The organism is Paenibacillus oenotherae, assembly GCF_019443105.1.
GTDB classification, from domain to species: Bacteria; Bacillota; Bacilli; order Paenibacillales; family Paenibacillaceae; genus Paenibacillus_Z; species Paenibacillus_Z oenotherae.
This window is the reverse complement of the sequence record NZ_JAHZIJ010000010.1, coordinates 126,051-150,549: the sequence shown is the minus strand read 5'-3', so window position 1 is coordinate 150,549 and position 24,499 is coordinate 126,051. Positions and strand designations below refer to the sequence as shown.

The window sequence follows — 24,499 nt, the reverse complement described above, 5'->3', positions numbered from 1 at the left end:
ATGCCCGGCACTGACTGAAAACGCTCCATTTTGTGCGTACATTGTGCAAACGTTTGCGTAACGAGAATATTATATTGGGAGGCTGGGATGAGAATGTTTAAGAAGCAGCGAAGATGGCTATCCGTTCTGCTGGCAAGTACGCTTGTTTGCGGACTATTGCCGGTTTACGGTGTTCAGCAGGCAAGTGCATCTTCCGGTACCATTACGGTTGACGGGGTTAGAGATGCGGCATGGGATGAGATTGCGTCCCTTGGGACGTCTCCGAGTGCAGGCTGGCAGGGCTTTGATATTAATAATTTGAAGATAACGAACGACAATGATTACTTGTATTATTGGATAGATGCCGTTAATGTGCCTAACTGGGGCCCTGATGGCCAATATATTCACATCGCACTTCAGGTTAATGATCAAGATTCCGGTATTAGTGCCGGGCCATCGGCACCATCCGGTCCTAATAAGTTCTGGTACGGCCAGTATAATTTCAGCGGAACGGATAAGAAGCCTCAATTCCATATTATGCAAAGGGTAATGAACGATAATCTTGTAAGAAGCGCGGCTGTATTCAAGTCGACAGACTTGTTAAATCCGATTCTTAGCACCGAAACAAGTCTAAAAGGTGCTGATTTCAAAGTAAATCGCTCACAAGGCTTTGAGGGAAAGATTCCTCTGTCTGAACTCGGACTTGTGAATGGAGATGAAATCAGAGCGATTGTTGTTCAGAGTGGTGATAACGCGAATCAACACGGTGCGTTCGATGTTATTCCTGAGAATAATTCAAATCAGAAGGCAAGTAGCTGGGATGAATCCGGTACAGAGGAAAAGATGATTGAGGGAGTCTCTACTCCAGTTCCGAAGGCAGACGTTCAATCCGTTTATAGCAATGCCTATACGGTAACTACCTTCAATGTAACAATTGACGGTACGAAGGATACTTCTTGGGAGCAAGCTGCGATTCTGGGAAGATCAGAGAATGCTAACTCTTGGGTAGCAGTAGAAGACGGGAATACGGCAGGTCCTTTCCATATTGACAACCTTCGTATTCATAACGACGGATATTATCTCTATTATTATATTGACGCTGTTAATGTTCCTAACTGGGGAGATAATGGTCAATATATCAACTTGGCCCTAAATGTGAACGGAGTTGATTCCGGTATAGAGGGCAATCCTTTCAATACCCAATTCAAGTTCACGGGAAGTGAAAGGCCGCAATTCCATATTGTGCAGCGAATTAAACAAAATAATGCTCTTCATAGCGCTGCAGTGTACAAATCCACTAATTTGAGCGACCCGATACTTGCAACATGGTCTGCGTTAAAGGGAGCGGATTTTGCAGTTGACCGTACGAAAGGCTTTGAGGGGAAAATTCCACTATCAGTCCTTGGCCTGAAGAACGGTGATGTCGTAAAAGGTATTGCAGTACTTAGTGGAAACGACTCGGCTCTTCATGGAGCATTTGATGTTATCCCTGAAGCGGGAAACGAAGCAGCAGACACATGGAACGAAAGTTTAACTAAAAATGCTCTTAGTACTTATAGCATAGGAAGGGTTATTCAAGGCGCAGTCAGTGAACTAGCCATAATCAATTCCACCCCAAGTGTTGGATCTGTGAATGTGCCTATTAATACTTCCACTATTTCGATTGAACTTAATGACAACGTGACAGAACTAGGCGGTCTAACTGTAACAGATGTAGTTTACAGCCACTCTGTTTCCGGCAAAAACATTAACTTCGACATTTCCAGTGAACTGGAATATGGAAAAACATATCAAGTGAAAATTCCTGCTAACTCGCTAGAAAGTGAGTCTTATGGCGTATTGCAGAAGGATTTGTCCTTCAACTTTACGGTTGAGCCACATCCATTAACGAAGCGTTACGTTCATCTTTACTATGACCGTCTGAATGATGATTATACCGACTGGAACATTTGGGTCTGGTCCACGGGTCTGGCTGATGGACAGAAGCTCTTCAAAGAGGATCGGAATGGCATGAGATTTGCAGAGATTCCGATTGCGAACAATTCGAGTACGATGGGATTCAAACTCCGTAAAGGAGATTGGGTTGAAAGGGATATTGATTTAGATCGCGTTGTTACTTTTGCACCTGGCCAAAGCACGGCCAAAGTGTTTGTTACTGAAGACACCGTGGCAATTAGACAATTGAAGCATTTGAGCAATCCTGTTATGGATCAAGGGATTACTTCTTTCTTCTATCGTGATGAATTGCTGATGCGGGACAATACGATGGATACCATTCTCGACGTGAACCTTGTTATTGAGAATGAAGGCAACAGCACCTCTTATGACATGTCTTACGATAATGCTGAAGAGTATTTCCAAGTGGCAGTTGAGAATGTGCCTTTGGGCAAATCTTACTACTATTTTGAAGTAACTCGCGCTAATGGCGTGACGAAGTCAGAGAAAGACTACTATAACCCAAATGTAGAGGACGGCAAGAGTTATTTTGAATACAAAGACCCTACATGGGATTTCTCTGCATCTATTCCTGCTACAGGAGTTAATTACAAACAAACAGCGGAACTGTCTGTTAACGTATCCGTCACTGACGGAGATATGAGCGATATTAAAGAAATATTCGCTGATCTGACAGCAGTTGGCGGCAGTGCTAAGGAACCAATCGACGTCGAACTGAAGAAACAACAAATTTCTATTAAAGATTCAACAACACCAGGTGAAAAAATAATTCCGGTTACTTTGATGGATCGTTATGGGCATTATGTAACTGATGAAGCGGCATTGAACGTAGTTGCCCCACCACCAGGCGATCTTGATTTTGACTGGGATGAAGCAAGAATTTATTTTGCAGTAACGGACAGATTCTCCAACGGGGACACTACTAATGATGACCCGAACGGCGAGAATTATGATAAGACCCATCTGGAAACTTACCATGGTGGTGATTTCCGTGGTCTGATCAACAAGCTGGATTACATGAAGGATTTGGGAATTAACACGCTTTGGATTACACCAATTGTAGACAATATCGACAACAATCAGGCAACATCGGCTCCATACCGATTCCAGTATGGCTATCATGGGTATTGGGCGAAGGATTTCACTAAGATTGACGAGCATTTAGGAGATCTCGAAACGTTCAAAGAGCTTATCGATAAAGCGCATGACCGTGGAATCAAAATCATGGTTGACGTTGTTCTTAACCATACGGGCTATGGTTTGAAGCCAACGGACACGAACACGGGAGGTATTGCTAACTTCCCAACGGACGAAGATCGTGCTCGTTTTGATGGTATGATCCGTGGACCAGGCGGAAGCGGTGACATTACTGGAGAAGTAGGTGGGCTGCCTGATTTAATTACTGAGGATCCTGCCGTTAGAGATCAGATTGTGCAATGGCAGGCAGACTGGCTGAATAAAGCAAGAACTGACCGTGGAGATACAATTGATTTCTTCCGCGCAGATACGATCAAGCATGTAGAGAACACTTCCTGGAGAGCGCTTAAAAATGCTGTTACCGCTATCGATCCGAACTTCAAAATTATTGGTGAATATTTCGGAGCAAGCATTGATATCACGGGAGGTTACTTAGGTACAGGGCAAATGGATTCCCTGCTTGATTTCGACTTTAAATCTCAAGCCAAGTCTTTCGTTAATGGCAATCTTGATGGCGTAATTTCAGTGTTAGAGCAGCGCAGCAATAGAATCAATAACACGGCTACTTTGGGTCAGTTCCTTAGCAGCCATGATGAAGACGGATTCTTGTATTCTGTCGATAATGTTGAGAGTAAGCTGAAGGTAGCTGCTGCTCTGCAAATTATGTCCAAAGGCCAGCCAGTGGTGTACTATGGCGAAGAACTGGGAGCCACAGGCCGGAACGGTGTATTCAGCCAGGGGATACTAGGTGAGAACCGTAAGGATATGCCATGGGACAAAATGACTGAGAATGCTGATCTTCTGAATCATTATAAGGATCTCATGTATATTCGCGGTAAATATTCTAAAATACTCTCTAAAGGTACGCAGACGAAGACATCGGGCAGCAATGCGGATAAATATATCATTTTTGAACGCAACTACATGAATGAGTCTGTATTTGTTGGTTTGAATATTGATGATGTAGTGAAGACAGCAACCTTCACCGTTCCGTTCGAAGTAGGCAGCAAAGCGACAGATATCTACAGTGGAGAAATTTACACTGTTGAGGCAGACAATAAAGTAACAGTAAGCATTCCGGCTAAAGAAGATGGAGGTACTGTTGTTATTGTTAAAGGTATCGTTGAAAAGAATCCAGGAACAAACCCAGGAACGAATCCAGGGACGAACCCGGGAACAGATCCAGGAACGAACCCGGGAACAGATCCAGGAACGAACCCGGGAACAGATCCAGGGACGAACCCGGGAACAGATCCAGGAACGAACCCGGGAACAGATCCAGGGACGAACCCAGGAACAGATCCAGGAACGAATCCGGGAACAGATCCAGGGACGAACCCAGGAACAGATCCAGGAACGAATCCGGGAACAGATCCAGGGACGAACCCAGGAACGAACCCAGGCACGACTACCCCAGGTTATGTAACTATTTATGACAATAACACGGGTGTTAAAGATGTACCGCAAGCAGCAGTCAATGAGCAAGCCTTGAAAAACGCAGCAGACGGCAAAGTGTCTGTAGCTGTAAACAGTGGCGTGAAGCAAGTGGTTCTTCCGCTCAATACAGCTGACGTACTGGGCAGCAATGCACTTGAGATCAAACAAGGCGGCGCAACGATCCAGTTCCCGGCAGAAGTATTGAAGGCAGCAAGCGCTCTTGTATCCGGAGACGGCGCAAAAGGTGCAACTATCGTATTCGAAATCGAACCGGTAGAAGCAGCGGCGGCCCAAAGCTTGATCGACAAGCAGAAGGAAGCAGGAAGTGCAGTAAAACCAGCAGGCGAAGTATACCAATTGAACCTGTATGTCAGCACAGCAGATGGCAAGAAGCTGCCTCTGAACACGTTCGAGAAGCCGCTTACGATTACGCTCAAACTGGCTGATAATGCAAACACAGATTTAGCGGGTATTTACTACATTGCTGAGAATGGCGAGCTGCAGTACATTGGCGGCACTGTAAGCAATGGTTACATGACAGCAACGATTAACCATTTCAGCAAATATGCTATTCTGGAATTCGACAAAACGTTCAGCGACGTACCGAGCAAGCATTGGGCATCCAATGTTATCAAGACGCTGACCGCGAAGCACATTATCGAAGGAACAAGCGCTACGACGTTTGCTCCATCTGCAGATTTGACACGCTCAGAGTTCGTAGCTCTGCTAGTGCGTACCTTGGATCTGAAGGCTACGAAACAAGCGGCCTTCTCCGATGTATCTGCACAAGCCTGGTATGCTGAAGCAGTTGCGGCAGCAGCTGAAGCAGGACTGGTTACGGGCGATGGCCACGGCAAATTCAATCCGGGTGCCAAAGTGACTCGTGAAGAAATGGCTGTTATTCTGATTCGTGCTTACGAGAAGAAAACAGGCAAGACTGCCGCTGAATTGGAAGGCAATGCATCGTTGGCAGACAGCGATTCAATCAGCGCATGGGCGAAACTGTCCGTATCGCAAGCAGTTGCGCTTGGTCTGCTGCAAGGCAGAGACGGCGGTCAATTTGCTCCTAAAGCAAACCTGAACCGTGCAGAAGGTGCGCAAGTTATCTACGCACTGATTAAGCAATAGTTCATAAACGACATCGAACACCCCTTGGCAGAATGGGATAACCTGATGGTTAGCCCGCCCTCCGCCAGGGGGTGTTTTTTGTTGTTCCGATTATGCTTGTCCCTTTCGATTCCAAAGCTTGTCGATAAATCAAGCATATTATGAGGCCATAGCTCATATGAATGGGGGAGTAAGCGGTTGCATGGCGGAGAGGAAAGCCGTCTATCGCTTGCTTTCAATTCATGAAAAAAGGGGAGTAAAGGAATGAAAATGAGACAAGTAGTATCAGCAGTTATTGTTTTTGTACTGGTAACAGCAATTGCCGCATGCGGAAACGGCAACAACAATGAACCGAGCCAAACAACCAACACACCATCGGCTAACCAAGGCAATGAAACTGTACCGGAACAGCCCGATGACACGGCTGTCAACACAGAGCCAGAGCTGGAAAAGGATGCGAAGCTTATTGTATGGGATAATGGAGGCTCTGATGAGACATGGGCTAAGGCGGTAGCCGAGGAATTTACGAAGAAATATAATATTCCGGTTGAAGTGCAGGTAGTATCGCAGGGCGATGCCCCGACCAAATTGCAGACTGATGGCCCTGCGGGTCTTGGTGCAGACGTATTCCTGGCACCTCATGACAAGATTGGCGGCTTGGTTGCTGCAGGCTTAATACTGGAGAACTTCTATGCGGAAGAATATAAATCGGAGTTCATGGAAGCTGCTATTACAGGAACCTCGATGAATGGCGTGCTGTACGGTTATCCGACCGCTATCGATACGTACGCGTTATTTTACAATAAGGATTTGGTTAAGCAGGTGCCGACAACGATGGATGAATTGATTGAGCAGGCCAAAGCATTCACTGACAAGTCCAAGGAGAAATACGGGTTTATGATGCAAGTCAACGATTTCTTCTTCTTATATGGCTTTTTGGGCGGATATGACGGTTATGTATTCGGAGACAAGAACACGAATAAGGACGATATTGGCCTGAACAATGAAGGGGCGGTTAAAGCCGGCGAGTTCATGCAGAAACTGCATAAAGAGGTCCTACCTCTAAAAAGCGGTGACATTAACTTCTCGTTGAAAGAATCCCTGTTCATTAATAACAATTTGATGTTCGACATTAATGGCCCTTGGGCTGTAGCGGGCCTGCAGGAAGCCAAGGTTAATTTTGGAGTGGCCCCGCTCCCTAAACTTGATAACGGAAAAGCGCCGACAAGCTTCTCGGGCGTAAGAGCGTACTATGTCAATTCCTATACCAAATATCCTGAGGCCGCAGCGGCATATGCCAAGTTTGCAACCAGTGAAGAAATGCTGATGAAGAAGTTCGAAATCTCAGGGCAACTGCCGCCACGTATTAGCTTGATGGAGAACGAGGTTATTAAGAGCAATGAGATTATTAAAGGTTTCCTGGATCAGGCGGCCGTATCCGTTCCAATGCCGAACATTTCGGAGATGACACCTGTATGGGAAGCTATGGGCAATGCCTTCGCAGTTATCTGGGACGACAATGCGGATCCCAAAACAGTGCTGGATAAGGCGGTAAATCAAATCAAAGAGGCGATATCCCTGCAAAATCAATAGGGTGAAGGGAGTTTGCTATGGGATCGCCAATGTCAATCATTCCAGCTGCCAGAGAGCAGAGGTCTGTTAAGACAACCATCAGTGTGACGTTATCCATTCTGTTTATGGGCCTTGGGCAGATCTATAATCGCCAGATTGCAAAAGGTCTGCTGCTGGCACTTGTTGAACTGTATGTGCTTATTTTCTGGAGCAAGCCTGTCATGAACGGGCTATGGGGCCTCATCACATTAGGTGAACAAATGCAAATTCGCCAGCGCGGCCGGATTATTGAACAAGGGGATCACTCTATCTTCCTGATGGTTGAAGGGATCATTTATCTGCTCGCGCTTCTTGTCATGATCTGCTTTTATATCTTTAATATCGGTGATGCTTACAAAGTGAGAAAGGGCATCGAGGCAGGAATTCCTGCCCATGATGCCAAGCAATCGATCAAGCATGCGTGGGAGCAAGGCTATGCCTACTTCTTATTGATACCTGCTATTACTTTTACACTATTTCTAACTATTCTGCCGCTGCTATTCGGTATTCTGATCGCGTTCACCAACTATTCCGGACCGAATTATCTCCCGCCGAAGCATCTGGTTGATTGGGTTGGCTTCAAAACCTTCTCGAATCTGTTCAATCTAAAGGCATGGAGCCATACGTTCTACGGTGTTGTCAGTTGGACTCTGCTGTGGGCAGTGCTCGCTACGGTATCCACTTATTTCACGGGACTCTTCTATGCCCTGATCATTAACGTCAAGGCGGTGAGATTCAAGCGATTCTGGAGGACGATCTACATTCTCCCCTGGGCTATCCCGGCATTCGTTACTATATTAATATTCCGCAATTTCTTCAACGCTCAGTTCGGCCCGCTCAACGAGTATTTGAGCCTGCTTGGCATCTCGGCTATTCCCTGGCTGTCCGATCCGTTCTGGGCTAAAGTATCGCTAGTATTCGTGAATACATGGCTCGGGTTCCCGTTCTGGCTGGCTCTGATGTCAGGTGTGCTAACGAGCATCGACAAGGATATGTATGAAGCTGCCGAGGTAGATGGGGCTAGTCCATGGCAGAGATTCCGAACGATTACATTCCCGCTTGTATTGTTCGCAACTGCACCGCTGCTAATAATGAGCTTCGCCGGAAATTTGAATAACTTCAACATTATCTACTTGTTTACGGAGGGCGGCCCTGTCAACATTGATTACAGCTATGCGGGTTCGACGGACATTCTGATATCGTGGATCTTCAAGTTGACGCTGCAGCAGAATCAATTTAATACAGCGTCGGTCATTTCCATCCTTATCTTCATTATTATCGCGATTTTCTCGATTTGGAACTTCCGGCAAACAAGAGCATTCAAGGAAGAGGATATGATCCAATGAGGACGATTACAGGTTCACGAAAGTTGTCCGTCGGTCTGTCATTGCGAGATAAGCTTATGCTTACGGTGATTTATCTCATTCTCATTGCCACTGCGGTTGTTGTGCTTTATCCCGTTATATGGGTTATTCTGGGCTCGTTGAATCCCGGCGATACGATCAGCTCAACCACCTATCTGCCTGAGAAGCTGACGTTCAGCCACTACATTAATCTCTTCGTGGAGAAGGACTATCTGCTCTGGTACAAGAACACGCTGTTTATTGCGGTTATGAATATGATTATCGCAACCATATTAGTTGTGACGGCCGCTTATGCGTTCTCGCGGTTTCGCTTCCCTGGACGCAAGCAGGGGCTCATGGTTATGCTGGTGCTGCAAATGTTCCCGTCCTTTATGGGGATGATTGCGATTTATATTCTGCTGCTGCAGATGAATCTGCTTGATAATCACTGGGGCCTTATTCTTGTCTATGCGGGAGGCTCGATTCCATTCGGAGCATGGCTTGTAAAAGGATACTTCGACGGCTTGCCGCGCAGCTTGGAGGAAGCGGCCAAGATCGATGGAGCATCGCATACCGCTATTTTCTTCCGCATCATGATTCCGCTCTCGGTACCGATGCTGACATTCATCGCGGTATCGAATTTCATTGGCCCGTGGATGGACTTCATATTCGCGCGACTGGTGCTGCGATCCAATGATAACAAGACGCTGGCAATCGGATTGTTCGAAATGGTCACCGGACGGGCGAACAACGAGTTCACGACATTCGCTGCCGGAGCGGTGCTCGTAGCGATCCCCATCACGATTCTGTTCTTATTCCTGCAGAAATATATTATTGAGGGGCTTAAAGCGGGAGCCAATAAAGGCTGAGGCCCCGAGAGTTGCCAGATCGGCAGCACGGAGTGAAAGCAAGGGAGCAATAACACAATCAGTTGCAGTGCCGGGGAGTCCTTATGACTTTCCGGCACTTTCGCATTATCGATGCAATTGTGATCAAGGAAGAGGTGCAGGTGAGTTCACTTGGGATCTAGCGCTCCTTCATCGAGAAGAATTCACATGCTGCTCTCGGATGGTAGGTTATATCGCTCACACTGGATTGAATAACGACCGTTCCGGCATCGAATCGTATAATAATTCCTCCGGAGTCAATAATATGGTCGTCCTTAAATACGCGAATTCTAGCCTGGCGTTCTATTGCTTCATCGAAATCCTGGTCTGTCATTAATCGGCGGACATGTGCCACAGTGCGCTTCTCCTATTCATACTAAATTGGGCATACCTTCATTATACGGAATAATCCAGCTTGGCATCTGCTACAATGACGAGCATGCTGTTCGTCCGGTCATACTGCACGTTACCATCGGAAGAATAGTACCATGTCTTGGAGCTCGTATTGCCGCTTCCGATGACAAACAGATTCATCTCGTTCTTATGCTGCAGCACTTGCTGGGCTGCATGCTCATCCGTAATGCGAATGACGAATTTCCAATTGCCGCTTCCTGCTTCTTCAACCTCATAACCGGCTGTATGCTGAATGGAATCCAGAAGCTGCCTGCCCCCTACTGCATGCCGAATATACATATGATTCATCATGAACACTCCTTTAGCTAATAACCCTTGCCGGGTATAGGTGATGGCGCCGAATGAGCAACTGCTTGACAAGAGTTAATATAACACATTATCATACTTACACAAAGTAAGTTGTTGCGAAAATGTGAGCATTAAAAAGAGGAGCGATCAGATGATTAGAATATATCCTTCCGAGTCCAGACATTCCGGAAGCCATGGCTGGCTTCATTACAACTTCAGCTTTTCCTTCGCTGATTACTATGATCCCGACAATGTTAATTTTGGTCCGCTTCGGGTATTTAATGATGATTTCATTCATCCACAGAAGGGCTTCGGAACACATCCGCATCGAGAGATGGAGATTGTTACAGTAGCTCTGGCCGGTCAATTGCATCATGAGGATAATACAGGCGGCCAGGAAACGCTTCGTCCAGGAGAGGTTCAACGGATGAGTGCCGGAACCGGGATTCTCCATTCGGAAGTGAATAACTCAGAAGATGAGACAGCCAACATCCTGCAGCTGTGGTTCATGCCGAGTGAACAAGGATTAAAGCCCTCCTATGAGCAGAAATCGTATGATCAAGGCGCCAAGAGGAACAATCTGTTGCCGATTGTTTCGAATCGCATTCAATCGGAGCGGATTGCATTTATTCACCAAGACCTCACCTTATATTTGGCTGATCTGGATGCTGGGCATGCACTCACATTCTCGCAGGAAGCGGGCAGAAGAATCTATCTGTTCGTAATTGAAGGTGACTTAACCTTGAACAAGGAGCACAGCCTGAGCAAACGCGATGCCGCAAGAATTACAGATGTAACACAGCTGGCAATAGAGTCGTCTTCAGGCGCATCGTTCATGCTGATTGACTTGCCTTAATCAAATATTGCCCTCAGGCGCAATTACCGTTTAGATGGTAATTGCGCCTTTGCTTTGTCTATAATGGCGCTGATTTGGTTCTCCAGATCGAGGATGGTCCCTTTGCGAGCTACAATATGGCGGACCTGGGCGACTAGAGCTGGCAGCGATTCCAAGGTACCCTCGACGTTCGTCTTCTTCACCGCTTGCTTGAACATCTTCAACTGCGGGCCAATATGCTTCTTAGTCGTTGAGGCGGCATTCCGTTCAGCCTTGATTCGTATCTTGACGAATGTAATAGCGGATAGCGTTTCTTGAATTCTCTTCTTGGCGGCTTTCGCATGATTCTTCGCAGCCTGCAGCAAGCTCTCACGGGCTTTAATCTCTTGCCGCGCTGCCTGAACGGCGAGCTTCATCGCATCGGCCTGTGCGGAGAGCAGCGCATTCAGCTCCTTGATCTTGAGCTTCTTCACAGCGGCAATTTGCTTGTTAAGTGCTGTATAGAGAGCGAATAGCGGTTTGTAGCGCTCTCGCGCTTGCTGAACCGCCTTGTCGAGCAGCTTGAGCTTCTCGACATCAATGAGCTTGATATCTCTCCGGAGAGTTAGTAGTGCCTCCTCATTCTTGATGTGAACAGATTTGATTGAGCTATCCCGGCTCTGCTCCAGCTGTTGAAGAGTAATCAGATCCTGATATAGCTTGTTAATGACGGCCTTCTCGGCTGCAGCAGCAGCGGTGATTGTCTTGCCGAGGGCGGCTTTATCAGTTGCGGTCAGTTCAACGGCAGTGGCGGCAGCGGCTGTCAAGCTTGCCGTGCACAGCAGAATAAGTGCCAGGAACAGCAGGAATATCCTTCGATTTCTCATACATCATCTTCCTCCTCTGGAATCGCAGCTCTATTACGATGGGAACAACAAAAAAAGCACCAGCAAGATAGGCTTAAAAAAGCCTTCTCTTACGGGTGCTTCCATCGTAAGTTGCAGAATATGCGTTATTTTCGTCCACTATACCCCAATGGTTTAACTGGTGTCAAGCCCAAAAAAATAATGGTAATGATAGGATTGACTTTGAAATTATGGAGTGTTTAAATAGTGGAATTATGACAATTGTATGTATATGACACAGAATGAGGTGGAAGTATTGCAGTACCAGCCAGGAGATTATCGCCAGCCGGGGCTGAATGAAGGTCCTAATTATTGGAATGGGGGGCCGCCAGCGCCATTGCCGAGCGATATGGAGAGTGTAGCTATTCATAGCAAGAAGGAAGTCATTTTTGTTAAGCGTGCGGCAGCAGCAATAGTGGATAATGTCTTATTGATACTCTTATTTATTGGAGCTCTTACGATTGGGGGCTTTGACGAAGAGTCGCCGCGCATGTTTATTATGATCGGAATATGGTTCCTTGGAGCTGTGATGTACTACCTGCTGCTTGAAGGGCTTACTGGATATACGGCAGGCAAATTTGCGCTTCGTATACAAGTGGTAAGGAAGGATGGACGGCCTCCGGGAATTCTGAAGGAGTTTATCCGCTATCTGCTTCAGCTTATTGAGGCGGGTCTTATTGCTGGACTTGTTGTTCTATTATCAGAGAAGAGGCAGCGAATCGGAGATATGGCGGCCAATACTTTCGTGGTGAATACGAAGGACCTGCCGCCTTCTTCAAGGAGCAAGACGAAGGATGTGGCACTAACGATCCTTTTCTCGATTATGGGTCTCGCTGCCGTAGTTTCCGCTATATTGGGGCTGTATACGGCCATTTCTTCTGCAGAGGGGACGGAAGTGTTTCTCAGCAAGGACAGACAGTTTCAAGTTACTGCTCCGGCCAGTTGGCACGAGGATGATTTGAATGACGATCAGGATCTTGGCATTACACACCGGTTTTCTGATAAATATTTTATGCTGATGTCAGAGGATAAGCTTGATTTCCCGAGCGATGTGACGCTGGAGGAGTATCATGAGCTTATTGAAGATATGGCATTGGAGGAACATAGCGATGTGAAGTTGCTTGAGCCGACGAATGCTCTTATTGTCAATGGGTATGAGGCGTACCAATTCAAGTTCTCAACGGAGCATAACGGGTATTCAGTGATTTACTCGATCACCACCGTCGAGACGGATACGCACTTCCATCAACTGCATTCATGGACGCTTGAATCGTACAATAGCGATAAGGTTCAACAGGAATTATCGGACATTATCAATAGCTTTAGCGAGGTTGCGAGGGTGGATGATCGGACGATTTAGTGTTGTGTTCTAAATACAAGAGAAGAGCTGCTCCTTTGAATGCAAAGGGGCAGCTCTTCCTTTATGCCGATGGAACAGGGAAATTTAATATTAAAAAAGACGACGAACAACCATGTAGGTTCAACAAATACTCATCAGAGTATTGAATATAAGTACAACAGCCGTAATCAATTACGGATGGTTGTTACTTATGACAACGGCAGTGCAGAGAATTATACACAATTTTACTACGATTCAGTCGGAAATAAGGTAAGAATGTACACAGGGCTCAGTACACCACTTGTCATTAATGGGTTGGATAGTGTCAGTGCTGGTAGCGATACCGAGTATTCCGTTACAAAATATGAATATGATCGCTTCAATCGAATGAAAAGAATGATTGATCCGATGCAGCAAGAAGAAACATATGAGTATGATATTAATGGCAATCTGAAGAGGAAAGAGGATCGTAACGGGGCAATTACAGTTAACACGTACGATGGATTAAACCGTTTGCGGACAACCAATGTAACGACGGATACAGAGAAGTTGAACACTTCTTCTGTATATGAGTACAGCTTATCTGGACGATTAACCAAATCAAGCAATTCGGAAGCAGTATCACACTTTTATTATGATGACTTAGGTCGATTAACTAAAGAAGAGACGCAGGGAGGAGTGTCTAAACTTTACAATTATAACGCAAATAATAACCGTATTTCGTTCAAGGTTATTAGCGGCGGTTCGGAAATTTCTCATAACACCTATTCATATAATACTATGGACAGGATGCACCAGCTTTCCACTAATGGTAATCTGACCGCGACATACCAATACAATGATAACGGCTACACGGAATTCATCAACTATGCTAACAACACCGTTGCAAGCTACACCTATAACTTGGCGAACAAGTTAAAATCTCTAAGTCATACCATCAACGGAACAATTACCTCGCAGTTTAGTTATGACTACAATGTAGATGGAAGCTTATATCAAAAGGTAGAGTTAGCGGGCGGGAATGTAGCTACAACAAGTTATCAATATGATGGTTTAGGTCGTCTTTATAAGACGTTTGAGGCAGGCAAGGTATCTACCTTTAATTACGATGATGCCAATAATCGCAAATCTCTAGTCGTTCAACAAGGCAGCGCATTGATCCAAACGGATTATAATTACGATTTAAATAACAGGTTGATTGAAGAGTCCGTAGGGGAGAGTAACCTGCGTACTGTAACCACGTATGATTACGATAATAATGGAAATCAATTGAGCAAAGTCAAAGAAATCATTTCCTCGTTAGACCCGAATATTAACGAAGATTATCTGTTAAGCAAGTTCGGGGAAGGTGAAGGCAATGATATAGTGTTCTATACGTATAATGGAAAGAATGAACTCATTGAGGTTGAGAGCGAAGCATTCAAGTCTTCCTATGCCTATGACCCGAAGGGTATCAGAATATGGAAGATGGTTAATGGGCAAAAAACAACCCATATTTGGGATGGCTCAAACCTTGCAGCAGACGTAAAGCCAACAGGCACCTCCATTTATATTAGAGGAAATCAGCTGCTTGCAAGTGTGGGCGATAATGGAACCGTCTACTATCTGCATAATGGGCATGGAGATGTGGTTGAAACTCGTCAAGGAGATGGGTCGTTAATCAATAGCTACAAGTATGACGCTTTTGGTGTAGAGATTGATAGCGACACGGCGGATACTAACCCGTTTAGATATGGGGGGCAGTATTTCGATGAGGAGACAGATACTTACTATCTGCGGGCACGTAACTACCAACCAGGTATTGGCCGGTTTACGACAGAGGATACGTATAAAGGCCAGATTGCTGATCCACTGACGCTTAATCTGTATGCGTATGCGCAAAATAATCCGTTGATGTACCATGATCCAACGGGACATTTTATAGATATAATTGCTGACATCGGATTTGCAATCTATGATACGATTGAACTTATTAGGGATCCGAGCTGGGAGAATGCAGGCTATCTAGCTCTCGATGTTGGATCGGCATTTGTACCATTTCTTTCAGGTACAGGTGCTGCAGTAAGAACGGCTACTCATGTAGATGATGTTATGAAACACAGCGATGAGGTGTATGATCTTTATAATAAATGTAATTGCTTTACATCTGGAACAAAGGTGCTTACAGACAAAGGCGAGAAGCCGATTGAGGACATTGAAGTTGGAGATATGGTTCTCTCGAAAGATGATACAACCGGAGAAGTGGCATATAAAGAGGTATTGGGTCTGTTCCAGAAGCAGGCCGAGGAAATCCATTATGTCCACATCGGGGATGAAATCATCGAGGTGACGGGCGAGCATCCTTTCTGGTTAGATGGCAAGGGATGGACGCTTGTTAAAGACCTGAAGGTTGGCGATTTGCTGGTTACGAGCGACGGCACTAAACTAGCAATAGACAAAATCGAAAAAGAGCCGAGACAAGCGACTGTTTACAATTTTGAAGTGGAAGATTTTAATTCTTATTTCGTCTCTAATCTTGGGATTTGGGTGCATAATTGTGCTGTTAAGGGCACGGTTGATTCTCTGAACCCGAAAGAGATTAATTTTATGCAAAGTTCTATAAAAAACAAAACTGGCGACTACACTGTATTAGGTAATGCTGACGCACTTAAATCAGGGAAACTTTCACCAAGTGATTTAGAAACCATTAATGTTTGGAAAAATGGTGCAGGAAAGATATGGACGTTGGATCATCGAAGATTAGCCGCATTTAGAATTGCCGGTACTGAAAAGATACCCGTACAATGGGCTACTAAAGAAATGATTGAAAGTCAAATGTGGAAAATGACTACAAAAAATGGTGGAAGTTCAATTAAATTAAAAATGGCCGATGGAAATAATCTCACGATAAAGTAGGAGGAGAACATGGAATTATATAAAGAAATAAAAAAAGTCAGTGACAAAGATCAATTTACAGAATTTATTGGTAAGTTAGTTAAGGATTTTAAATCAAACCCTAGTGATTGGGAAAATAGAGACATTGAGAGTTTTCTCGAAGGAATAAAGTCTTGGGTAGAGGATATGGAAGGTTATTATGAAAATAACAATTTACCAATACCTCAAAATATAGATTGGAACTTTCTTGCGAATTTGTTTTATGTCGGGAAGTTGTATGAATAATAAGTAAGCCTGTTAACCTTGATTGGCTAATAGCCTTTCAAGGTACTTCTTTGGTGGGAGCTACCCAGTGCCGAATGAATACTTCATTCAAAAATAACACACTGTACCTATGTAATATCCGTATAAAGATTCGTCATTTTGTTTGTACACACATCAATGCTTGAATTTATTAACCTAAATAACGCTATTCCGTTGTATTAATAGGTCGATTATGGTTAGATACCTATTTTTGTTAACTTTGTTTTCTTGCGATTTTCTTATTGCGATATAGACGGTGGGAAGGTAACAAACCGAAAAGTATATTCGCAACAAGTCAGAGGGATAGCGAGACAATTATATTGTCACGACGTAACAGAATATTTCAAAAACGGGAAGCTCTGTCTGTCACAAAGGCTAGCCAGCTGCCCTCTAATTAGGCACAAAATTCATGGGAAATCGGAGGAGGCTCATAGAATATATCAAAAAGACGGATTGTAACACACCTGAAATTAGAAGGAGCTTAAAAGAAGTTATTGAAACGAAAACAACTATGTATCCACTCTAAAAATTATTTAACAAGTAGCCGAAATGAAGTGGTAGTTCAATCTCCCCCGAAAAAGACATTAGTTGCTTGGTACGTATGGAGGCGAGAAAATGTCCTATGTAATATTTGATTGTACTCAACTTATAACTATCAACACCAGGACAGAGATCAATCTACAGTATTTATTAGAGCCTTTAGGTGAATTGAATTTGAAGCTTGTTACAAGCGAATCTATACCAAACAAAAAGAAGGTCTATTTAGAAGAGTATTTACTTAATCATTTATTTGAATTACTTAATGACGAGTTCTTAGGATATTTTGAGGATTGGAAAAACTATGATGATGCTCCTGAGGCGATTACAAAGTTTGCACTAATAATCAAAAATATAGCTTTACAAAATAACATAGACACACTAAGGTTATTTCTCATTAATCATGCTTCAGAAAATAAACAAGAGGATACTATTACCCAAGTGGACGTGTCTCCCGATAGTATTATGAAGGGATTATTTCATTTCTCATGTTTTGGTGATGGAGGTAGTATGCTAGTTCTAACCGTACGTAATAATTAATTGTACTCAAACCTTGATTGGTCTCATGCCTTTCAAGTTTTTTTTACCACGCTACATACGACACACGGGGCAGGCGCATCGGCATGACAGATGACAGCGGCACTACAGCAAGGGTTGATTATAGTGTGCACGGTAACTCGCGACATCACACAATGAAATTGAGTTTATTGATTAATAAGGAGATGGGATGCAATTGTCAGTTATTAAGAACTATGAACTCATGACTGATAAATTGAATGCTTTAGGATCTTGGAGTTATGAGGGTATAGTAGGGATAGAGTATGATATTGACATAGATGGTATGGATGGTTTGACTACTACCCTAGAACTTACTTTCTTTGTATCACTGTCACTGATAAAAAGTAACCGGAGGTTCAAACTTAAAATAAGATATTATAATGTTTCGGATCTCACACTAAGAAAGGTAACAAATCTATATCTTACCGATAATTTGATTATTCACGACAAGAACGAGATCGGTTGGGAAAGTAGCAAAAGGTATCATGTCCATGATGACAGTGGGTATGGGGAGAATGATGGATTTAATTTTATAGACTTTTATTGCAGCTCAATAGAAGCAGTATCCGTAGAAGATTTTTATAAATAGATGGGATATAGAACATAACCTTGACTGGCTTCGTGCCTTTCAGGGCTTCTTTTTTAGGTGGGGCTACCCAGTGCCGAATGAGTACATCAAACACACCAGGTATTGGCCGGTTTAATACAGAGGATACGTATAAAGGCCAGATTGCTGACATCGGATTTGCAATCTATGATACGATTGAACTTATTAGGGATCCGAGCTGGGAGAATGCAGGCTATCTAGCTCTCGATGTTGGATCGGCATTTGTGCCATTTCTTTCAGGTACAGGTGCTGCAGTAAGAACGGCTGCTCATGCGGAGGATGTTATGAAATACAGCGATGAGGTGTATGATCTTTATAATAAATGTAATTGCTTTACATCTGGAACAAAGGTGCTTACAGACAAAGGCGAGAAGCCGATCGAGGACATTGAAGTTGGAGATATGGTTCTCTCGAAAGATGATACAACCGGAGAAGTGGCATATAAAGAGGTAGTGGGTCTGTTCCAGAAGCAAGCCGAGGAAATCCACTATGTCCACATCGGGGATGAAATCATCGAGGTGACGGGCGAGCATCCTTTCTGGTTAGATGGCAAGGGATGGACACTTGTTAAAGACCTGAAGGTTGGCGATTTGCTGGTTACGAGCGACGGCACTAAACTAGCAATAGACAAAATCGAAAAAGAGCCGAGACAAGCGACTGTTTACAATTTTGAAGTGGAAGATTTTAATTCTTATTTCGTCTCTAATCTTGGGATTTGGGTGCATAATTGCACTGTTAAGGGGACGGGAAATGGTAAGACTTTTGTTGATGAAATGGACTCATCAGAGGCGGCTCGATATCAAAGATATTGGGAGCAAAACTATAAAGAAATTTATGAAAACCAACCTAACACTAGAGATAGATCATATACAGTTCCTGGTACACGAAGCATTGTTGATCAAAAGATAAATGAAAAGACTGGTCAACTTTATTCGAGAGAGACAATTTATGATAAGTATGGTCGAAAGATAGGTAATAATGATTATACTGACCATGGACGACCTGACGTTGAAACACATACAAATCCTCTTCACCATCCTAATCCATGGTACAATCCTCGACAACATGGAAAAGGAGTGCCGGGATTACATCCTGAAACACCGAGGTGGTAAAAATAATAGCAATTGGTCATTTTTTGTTTGTAACTGCTTTTAGTGGATATTTTAGTAAAAAAGATTGGCAGGAATGGGCGGATAAGCGCATTATGATGAGTGAAAAACTAGATGATTGGCTAATAAATGTATCCTTATCAAGGGATATAGATGAATTAAGTAAAGCTCTATGTGATTTGTTAATTGATGAAAGCCACAGAATTAAAAGTATCCCACTTTTTAGTGATGCAGTAATTGGTTATTATTATCTAAAATATTTAGACGGCAAGTTATCGCTACAAGATTTATTGTTGAAGTCCGGGGATGAGGCAGATGGTGGCGAAGGTGCATCTGTTGAATGTGAAGAGTTTTATGCAATTCTCAATGATGTAGAGAAGAATAAACAACTAATGGAGGATAGTAGTTTTCAAAAAAAAATATTCGTTTTATTCGAGCCGTTTGGAAAAATAGCTGAGCTACAAAAAGAAAATTTAGAAAGTTACTGACACCGCTTTAACCTTGATTGGCTTCATGCCTTTCAAGGTTTTTTATAGGAATTTTATGGTGCCAAATCCTTTCTGGGTAGATTGAAAAAGACGCTTGTTAAAGACCTGAAGGTTGGCGATTTGCTTGTTACGAGCGGCGGTACTAAACTACCAATAGACAAGATCGAAAAAGAACCGAGGAGAGCGACAGGGGTTAAAATCTATAGCATCCCTAAGAGGTGAGATAATGTCGGAAGTTTTATATGACTGCTCTCAGTTCATTTCATTTGATACGGATGAAAATACTGATATGTCGTACATACTTACTGTTTTTGAAGAAAAGAATAATTACAGAGTTCTACCCGAAGATAAGATCCAATCAAAGAAGGTATCCCATCTTAATGGGCTCTTACATTCCATTACTTTTGAAATTCTTAATCAAGAATTTATAGGCGAATTTGATGAGTGGTTTGAATTAGAGGAGATTCCAAGCGCAATTGTAGAATTTGGTTGTAATGTACAGGAATTCTGCCGAAATAAGCATGTTAAGAATCTCACTATTATACTGGTTCGATATGCGTATAGCGAGAAGGATGATGATATTGTCTTTGTTGGGGAGTTCCATAGAGATAATATCTTCGAAGGATTGTACCATGCTTCGGTTTTTGGTAACTCAGGAAACATAGTTGCATTGAAGCTATTTAATAGCAATTAACATGCCGACACATGAAACCTTGACTGGCTGGATGCCTTTCAAGGTTTCTCTTTGTTATTATTAGGTTAGCCGGAGATAGCTGGTGGTATAATTTGAAGGGTGGTTTATGATGGGGATAGCTGGAGAACGAAGTTTTCTTTGGGGGACGAATCCCGTGACAAAACGATTCTCCTACTATCTACCTACTAGTCTTGCAGATTCATGCTCTCAGCACCCGGTTGCAGGGCTTGCGGGTCGATATCCTCATTGTTGTCGCGTACAGTCTTCTGCAGGACGAAGGAGGACATTGTCAGGAACAAGGCGCAGACGGCGTAATAGCCTTGAACCGATAGCGGTTGATCGAGGTAGCAGATGCCGATGAACATGGCCATAAGCGCTGTTGAGAATGCCGTCCAAGCCATGAAGGTAAAGGCCGGCGTGTTTCTTTTGCGGGTTGCCTGCTCATCTTCCAAATTATCGCGAACGACCTTCTGAAGAACGAAGGAAGCCATGGTCAAATATAGGGCGCTGACTGCGTAGTATCCCCTTACACTAAGCGGTTCGTCCAGATAAAGAATGCCGATGAACATGCCGAGCAGTGCAAATGAAAACGATGCCCAAGATAGGAAGGTAAAGGCCGAAGTGTTTCTTCTACGTTTGGAATACATATTGAATTCCTCCATTTAATGTGTTTGTCCTTGTCTTAGTACCAAGTCATAATTAAATTATACCCATTATTTTCAAAGTAGGTAGTACTATTTTCACATAGTACCTGCTAAGCTGGGACGGGGCTCCTATGGAGAACCCTGTCATAATAAAAATGAATTTAGGTTTGAGTTTCGTTTCTGTTATGATGATGGTAAAGTGTAATGGAATTCAACGATAAGGGATCTGGTACAAGGGATGCCCTGTAGAGAAATCATACTTAGTATAGCGAGTGGGAACCCTTTCCTATAAAAAGGTCCTGCTGCTATTGGAGCAATAACACAGTATGGGGCTGTTAGCTTTAGCAGCAGCCGAATAGGAGACATAATATGAGATCTAGATATTTGGCGAGCATTTCTTTGGCCGTAATGGCCTCCGGCTTCGTGGCCACCTTATTCCTCCCGAAATCCATTTTCGTCTCCTTGCTGCAGGGCGGCTTCGAAGCGGGCTTGGTTGGCGGTATTGCGGACTGGTTTGCGGTGACTGCATTATTCCGTCATCCTCTTGGAATTCCGATTCCGCATACCTCGCTGCTGCTCAAGAACAGGAACAGAATCATTCAATCGTTAATCTCGGCTATGGAGAATGAATTTCTGAACAAAGAGAGTATCGAGAATAAGCTGCGGAAGCTCAATGTGCTGCGGTATGCGTCATCCTTGTTGACCAAGCTGTTAAGCAGGAGGAGCGTAAGAAAAAGCATTCTAAACCTGCTGATTCAGCTGGCGCAGCGAATGCCGCTTGATAAGGCTGCACCTTACATTCAGTCCGGCATAGCGGCGTACATACAGAAGATGGATATGAGAGCTGCGGCAGATACAGTGCTGGCCAAAATCATGAATGACCGGTACGACGAGAAAAGCTTCGACTATGTGCTCGATGAGGGTGCCAACTGGGCAGCCAAGCCCGATACAGGAATTATGCTGGGCAAGCTGGCGAGCGAGAAGCTCAATGAGGTCAAGGTTGGCGGCTTCATGGGCTTCGCTGTACAAGCATTCGCAGGCTTCATGAATGAAGAGAAGATGGGGACGATGCTGCAAAATCTACTGCTCTCTGGTATTCGGGAGCTGAAGAATGAGGATAACCCTTATCGGGAGAAAATCATTCGCGAAGTCCGGGTGCGGTTGTTCGAATTGGCGGGTGACGAGACTCGTCTGGACGGGCTCAAGGCATGGGCGTTGAACCAGCTTCAGGGAGAAGGTACAGAGAGCTTCATTCAGGAGCGGATCGAAGATTTGCGGGGCTCCATCATTCATAAGCTGGAGGAAGAGCAGGGGAATGGAGGCCGTGCGGTATTCACCGTGTATCGATCTATTGTGCGGTACGTAAACAAGCAGCCGGAATGGATTGCTGCATGGGAGTCCCGTCTGCTCTCTGGCATCATCGGATTTGTGGAGTCGAATCACTATCGGATCGGACAACTGGTGAAGGAAAATCTCGACCAGATGGATGATGCCTCCTTGGTTCGCATGCTGGAGGATAAGCTTGGCAATGATCTGCAATGGATTCGGGTGAATGGAGCGCTCTGCGGCTTTGTAGTCGGTATTGTGCTGTCATTGTTTCAGCTGTAACAGGTGTGTACAACAATAGAACCCTCCGTTTCCTTATGGGATGCGGGGGGTTCTTTGAATTGATGGAAAGCAGCATGCTTACAGCTGTGGTACGACGGGTGGGGTTTCTGTTGGCAGAGTGAGATATTCAACAATGCCTTCTACGATGCTTGCCGCTACACGCTGCTGGAACTCTTCCGTGAACAGGAGCGATTCCTCCGTCGCATTCGACAAAAAGCCGATCTCGAGCAGCGCCGCAGGCATGATGGTATCACGCAGTACTTTGAGACTTTTATACTGTGCCTTTCGATCCTTGAAGCCAGTAGCAGCAATCAGATGCTTATGCATAATATCGGCCAGCAGCTTGCTTGTGTCATGGTAGTAAAAGGTTTCTGTTCCCTGCGCAGAAGGGGAGCCGGGAGCTGCATTGGCATGAATGGAAACGAATACATTGGCATGCAGGTTGTTAGCTATAATCGCGCGATCCGCCAGAGTTACGAAAGTGTCGTCCGCTCTGGTCAGAACAACATCAATGCCGGGCTGCTGTTTGAGCAGTGCCTCGACCTTGAGCGTTAGTGCGAGATTGAAATCCTTCTCTATCTTGCTTGTTATGCCCTTGGCACCGGGATCAGTACCGCCATGGCCAGCGTCGAGAACGACAAGCTTTCTGGCGTTAGGGTCAAGGGGCACGACGGGTGTTGGAGCAGCCGGATCAGGAAGAGTCGTGTCAGCATTCGCATTCAGATCTACGACGAACAGCTGTGAGCTGCTATCCCCCTCATTGTAAGTCGTATACGATGTGGCACCGTTGAGATCGATAACAATTCGAACCGTCGAAGGTTTGTTGTTGAATAATGAATAGCGAATTCCCTTTACATCGGGGTAATCCTTTACCTCCAATGCTCCTGCAGGTGACGTGTTCAATAGTAGGCCATTGCCGAAAGTTTCAGCGAATTTGGCGCCCGGCACATCGATTACAATTCGTTCAGGATTGCTCATGGTGAATACGCTCGGTGCTGCATTCCCCGTAATTGCCATCATCAAGCGGTTGCTGTCAAAGCTGATTCCGTCAACGGAGGCCAGGCCAGTACTGACGGGATCTGCGTCTCCATCTGTATGATCCGGTTCTGTTTCAGTTGAATCAGGCAGACCATCAGGTGTTGTTGGATCTTGCTCGGTTACCGGGAGAGTCTGCACAGGAGTGAGCAGAGTTACTTCCTTGGTCTTATTGTCCCAGCCGACCTTGAGGCCCATCGTTTCACTAATGAAGCGCAGCGGAACTAGTGATGTATCGGAGTGAATGACAGGTGCGGTAACTAGCGGCTGCTGGGTCCCGTCTACAATTGCTGTTGCACTTCCGATCGTCAGCTCGGCAATGCGATTCTCTTTGGTGACGGTCACTTTGCGGAGCTGCTTATCCCAGCTGACGTCGAACCCAAGATTCTCTACAATTACACGCAGAGGAACCATGACACTGTTGCTTATAATGGGAATCTCCACCTTGTCAGGCAAGGCCAGCTGCTGACCGTCCAGCAGAATCCGCGCACCGCCGGGAGCAGCTTGTCCATATTGGGGAAGCAGGAACAGAAGGGCAACAAACAACAACAGGAATCCAAACTTCTTCATCGCTCACCTCATCCATTCTATGACTGGATTCATGGACGAGTGGACTTGCCAGCCCAGAATTGTCCAATAACTATTGGACGCCAATAAATGCTAATAGTTGCAGGCTGGCAACAATTTTTTACAAGAAATTTGCACGTAAAAAGGAACGGATAGGCCTCAGGTGAATGCCGTAATCCGTCCGTCTTTATAAATTGC

At 44.6% G+C, this 24,499-nt stretch carries 18 protein-coding genes and 2 pseudogenes; 14 read left to right on the top strand and 6 right to left on the bottom strand.

Features of this window, described 5'->3' with window-relative positions; translation table 11 throughout:
• Window positions 1-87: 87 nt before the first annotated feature.
• The 4 genes from K0T92_RS15225 to K0T92_RS15210 all read left to right on the top strand — a co-directional run bounded on the left by K0T92_RS15225 (window position 88) and on the right by K0T92_RS15210 (window position 9,499).
• Window positions 88-5,697 carry an alpha-amylase family glycosyl hydrolase gene (locus tag K0T92_RS15225; protein WP_219873336.1) on the top strand — a complete coding sequence of 1,870 codons (5,610 nt, stop codon included), beginning with the start codon at window positions 88-90 and terminating at the stop codon, window positions 5,695-5,697.
• A gap of 243 nt (window positions 5,698-5,940) precedes the next feature.
• The gene (locus tag K0T92_RS15220) at window positions 5,941-7,269 is read left to right on the top strand and encodes a sugar ABC transporter substrate-binding protein (protein WP_219873335.1); all 1,329 of its coding nucleotides are present in this window, start codon (window positions 5,941-5,943) and stop codon (window positions 7,267-7,269) included.
• Between the two features lie 17 nt (window positions 7,270-7,286).
• Complete coding sequence (locus K0T92_RS15215; RefSeq protein WP_246628175.1) at window positions 7,287-8,633, top strand: carbohydrate ABC transporter permease; 1,347 nt, start codon at window positions 7,287-7,289, stop codon at window positions 8,631-8,633.
• Window positions 8,630-9,499: a sugar ABC transporter permease gene (locus K0T92_RS15210; RefSeq protein WP_219873334.1), complete on the top strand. Its 870-nt coding sequence runs from the start codon at window positions 8,630-8,632 to the stop codon at window positions 9,497-9,499. Before K0T92_RS15215 ends, K0T92_RS15210 begins: the two co-directional genes overlap by 4 nt.
• A 157-nt stretch (window positions 9,500-9,656) precedes the next feature.
• Here K0T92_RS15210 and K0T92_RS15205 read toward each other — a convergent pair whose 3' ends face one another.
• Together K0T92_RS15205 and K0T92_RS15200 are read right to left on the bottom strand one after the other, a co-directional pair.
• The gene (locus tag K0T92_RS15205; protein ID WP_219873333.1) at window positions 9,657-9,872 is read right to left on the bottom strand and encodes a hypothetical protein; all 216 of its coding nucleotides are present in this window, start codon (window positions 9,870-9,872) and stop codon (window positions 9,657-9,659) included.
• A 41-nt stretch (window positions 9,873-9,913) separates the two neighbouring features.
• Entirely contained in the window at window positions 9,914-10,222 is a 309-nt protein-coding gene (locus K0T92_RS15200) for a hypothetical protein (protein ID WP_219873332.1), read from the bottom strand.
• A 148-nt stretch (window positions 10,223-10,370) separates the two neighbouring features.
• On the opposite strand from K0T92_RS15200, the gene K0T92_RS15195 reads away from it, so the two are divergent.
• On the top strand, window positions 10,371-11,075 hold the full coding sequence (locus K0T92_RS15195; RefSeq protein WP_219873331.1) for a pirin family protein: 705 nt from the start codon (window positions 10,371-10,373) through the stop codon (window positions 11,073-11,075).
• A gap of 23 nt (window positions 11,076-11,098) precedes the next feature.
• On the opposite strand, the gene K0T92_RS15190 is transcribed toward K0T92_RS15195, so the two are convergent.
• Complete coding sequence (locus K0T92_RS15190; RefSeq protein ID WP_219873330.1) at window positions 11,099-11,920, bottom strand: hypothetical protein; 822 nt, start codon at window positions 11,918-11,920, stop codon at window positions 11,099-11,101.
• Between the two features lie 244 nt (window positions 11,921-12,164).
• Here K0T92_RS15190 and K0T92_RS15185 point away from each other — a divergent pair, with 244 nt between their 5' ends.
• The 8 genes and pseudogenes from K0T92_RS15185 (at window position 12,165) to K0T92_RS15150 (ending at window position 20,447) form a co-directional block, all read left to right on the top strand.
• Window positions 12,165-13,298, top strand: coding sequence for an RDD family protein (locus K0T92_RS15185; protein ID WP_219873329.1), 1,134 nt, complete (start codon window positions 12,165-12,167; stop codon window positions 13,296-13,298).
• Window positions 13,299-13,361: 63 nt separating this feature from the next.
• The gene (locus K0T92_RS15180; protein WP_219873328.1) at window positions 13,362-16,172 is read left to right on the top strand and encodes a polymorphic toxin-type HINT domain-containing protein; all 2,811 of its coding nucleotides are present in this window, start codon (window positions 13,362-13,364) and stop codon (window positions 16,170-16,172) included.
• A 9-nt stretch (window positions 16,173-16,181) separates the two neighbouring features.
• Entirely contained in the window at window positions 16,182-16,436 is a 255-nt protein-coding gene (locus K0T92_RS15175) for a DUF7660 family protein (RefSeq protein ID WP_219873327.1), read from the top strand.
• 633 nt (window positions 16,437-17,069) lie between these two features.
• On the top strand, window positions 17,070-17,531 hold the full coding sequence (locus K0T92_RS15170; RefSeq protein WP_219873326.1) for a hypothetical protein: 462 nt from the start codon (window positions 17,070-17,072) through the stop codon (window positions 17,529-17,531).
• Window positions 17,532-17,724: 193 nt separating this feature from the next.
• Window positions 17,725-18,138, top strand: a complete 414-nt coding sequence (locus K0T92_RS15165; protein WP_219873325.1) for a hypothetical protein — start codon at window positions 17,725-17,727, stop codon at window positions 18,136-18,138.
• 335 nt (window positions 18,139-18,473) lie between these two features.
• Window positions 18,474-18,899: pseudogene (locus K0T92_RS15160) on the top strand (polymorphic toxin-type HINT domain-containing protein); the annotation flags it as partial.
• Window positions 18,900-19,261: 362 nt separating this feature from the next.
• Complete coding sequence (locus K0T92_RS15155; RefSeq protein WP_343223713.1) at window positions 19,262-19,753, top strand: hypothetical protein; 492 nt, start codon at window positions 19,262-19,264, stop codon at window positions 19,751-19,753.
• Window positions 19,754-19,979: 226 nt separating this feature from the next.
• Complete coding sequence (locus K0T92_RS15150) at window positions 19,980-20,447, top strand: hypothetical protein (protein WP_219873324.1); 468 nt, start codon at window positions 19,980-19,982, stop codon at window positions 20,445-20,447.
• Between the two features lie 185 nt (window positions 20,448-20,632).
• Here the strand turns inward: K0T92_RS15150 and K0T92_RS25075 are convergent, their stop codons facing one another.
• On the bottom strand, window positions 20,633-20,848 hold the full coding sequence (locus K0T92_RS25075) for a YiaA/YiaB family inner membrane protein (RefSeq protein ID WP_281423155.1): 216 nt from the start codon (window positions 20,846-20,848) through the stop codon (window positions 20,633-20,635).
• 36 nt (window positions 20,849-20,884) lie between these two features.
• Window positions 20,885-21,094, bottom strand: a pseudogene (locus K0T92_RS25070) (YiaA/YiaB family inner membrane protein); the annotation flags it as partial.
• 366 nt (window positions 21,095-21,460) lie between these two features.
• Here K0T92_RS25070 and K0T92_RS15140 point away from each other — a divergent pair.
• Window positions 21,461-22,699: a DUF445 domain-containing protein gene (locus K0T92_RS15140; protein WP_219873322.1), complete on the top strand. Its 1,239-nt coding sequence runs from the start codon at window positions 21,461-21,463 to the stop codon at window positions 22,697-22,699.
• A 78-nt stretch (window positions 22,700-22,777) separates the two neighbouring features.
• Here the strand turns inward: K0T92_RS15140 and K0T92_RS15135 are convergent, their stop codons facing one another.
• The gene (locus K0T92_RS15135; RefSeq protein ID WP_219873321.1) at window positions 22,778-24,304 is read right to left on the bottom strand and encodes an N-acetylmuramoyl-L-alanine amidase family protein; all 1,527 of its coding nucleotides are present in this window, start codon (window positions 24,302-24,304) and stop codon (window positions 22,778-22,780) included.
• Window positions 24,305-24,499 lie beyond the last annotated feature (195 nt).

Bases quoted from the DNA above. Each gene is read 5' to 3' on its own strand.
- K0T92_RS15225 (WP_219873336.1), top strand. From the start codon at position 88: ATGAGAATGTTTAAGAAGCAGCGAAGATGGCTATCCGTTCTGCTGGCA.
- K0T92_RS15220 (WP_219873335.1), top strand. From the start codon at position 5,941: ATGAAAATGAGACAAGTAGTATCAGCAGTTATTGTTTTTGTACTGGTA.
- K0T92_RS15215 (WP_246628175.1), top strand. From the start codon at position 7,287: ATGGGATCGCCAATGTCAATCATTCCAGCTGCCAGAGAGCAGAGGTCT.
- K0T92_RS15210 (WP_219873334.1), top strand. From the start codon at position 8,630: ATGAGGACGATTACAGGTTCACGAAAGTTGTCCGTCGGTCTGTCATTG.
- K0T92_RS15200 (WP_219873332.1), bottom strand. From the start codon at position 10,222: ATGATGAATCATATGTATATTCGGCATGCAGTAGGGGGCAGGCAGCTT.
- K0T92_RS15195 (WP_219873331.1), top strand. From the start codon at position 10,371: ATGATTAGAATATATCCTTCCGAGTCCAGACATTCCGGAAGCCATGGC.
- K0T92_RS15190 (WP_219873330.1), bottom strand. From the start codon at position 11,920: ATGAGAAATCGAAGGATATTCCTGCTGTTCCTGGCACTTATTCTGCTG.
- K0T92_RS15185 (WP_219873329.1), top strand. From the start codon at position 12,165: ATGTATATGACACAGAATGAGGTGGAAGTATTGCAGTACCAGCCAGGA.
- K0T92_RS15180 (WP_219873328.1), top strand. From the start codon at position 13,362: ATGCCGATGGAACAGGGAAATTTAATATTAAAAAAGACGACGAACAAC.
- K0T92_RS15175 (WP_219873327.1), top strand. From the start codon at position 16,182: ATGGAATTATATAAAGAAATAAAAAAAGTCAGTGACAAAGATCAATTT.
- K0T92_RS15170 (WP_219873326.1), top strand. From the start codon at position 17,070: ATGTCCTATGTAATATTTGATTGTACTCAACTTATAACTATCAACACC.
- K0T92_RS15150 (WP_219873324.1), top strand. From the start codon at position 19,980: ATGTCGGAAGTTTTATATGACTGCTCTCAGTTCATTTCATTTGATACG.
- K0T92_RS25075 (WP_281423155.1), bottom strand. From the start codon at position 20,848: ATGGCTTGGACGGCATTCTCAACAGCGCTTATGGCCATGTTCATCGGC.
- K0T92_RS15140 (WP_219873322.1), top strand. From the start codon at position 21,461: ATGAGATCTAGATATTTGGCGAGCATTTCTTTGGCCGTAATGGCCTCC.
- K0T92_RS15135 (WP_219873321.1), bottom strand. From the start codon at position 24,304: ATGAAGAAGTTTGGATTCCTGTTGTTGTTTGTTGCCCTTCTGTTCCTG.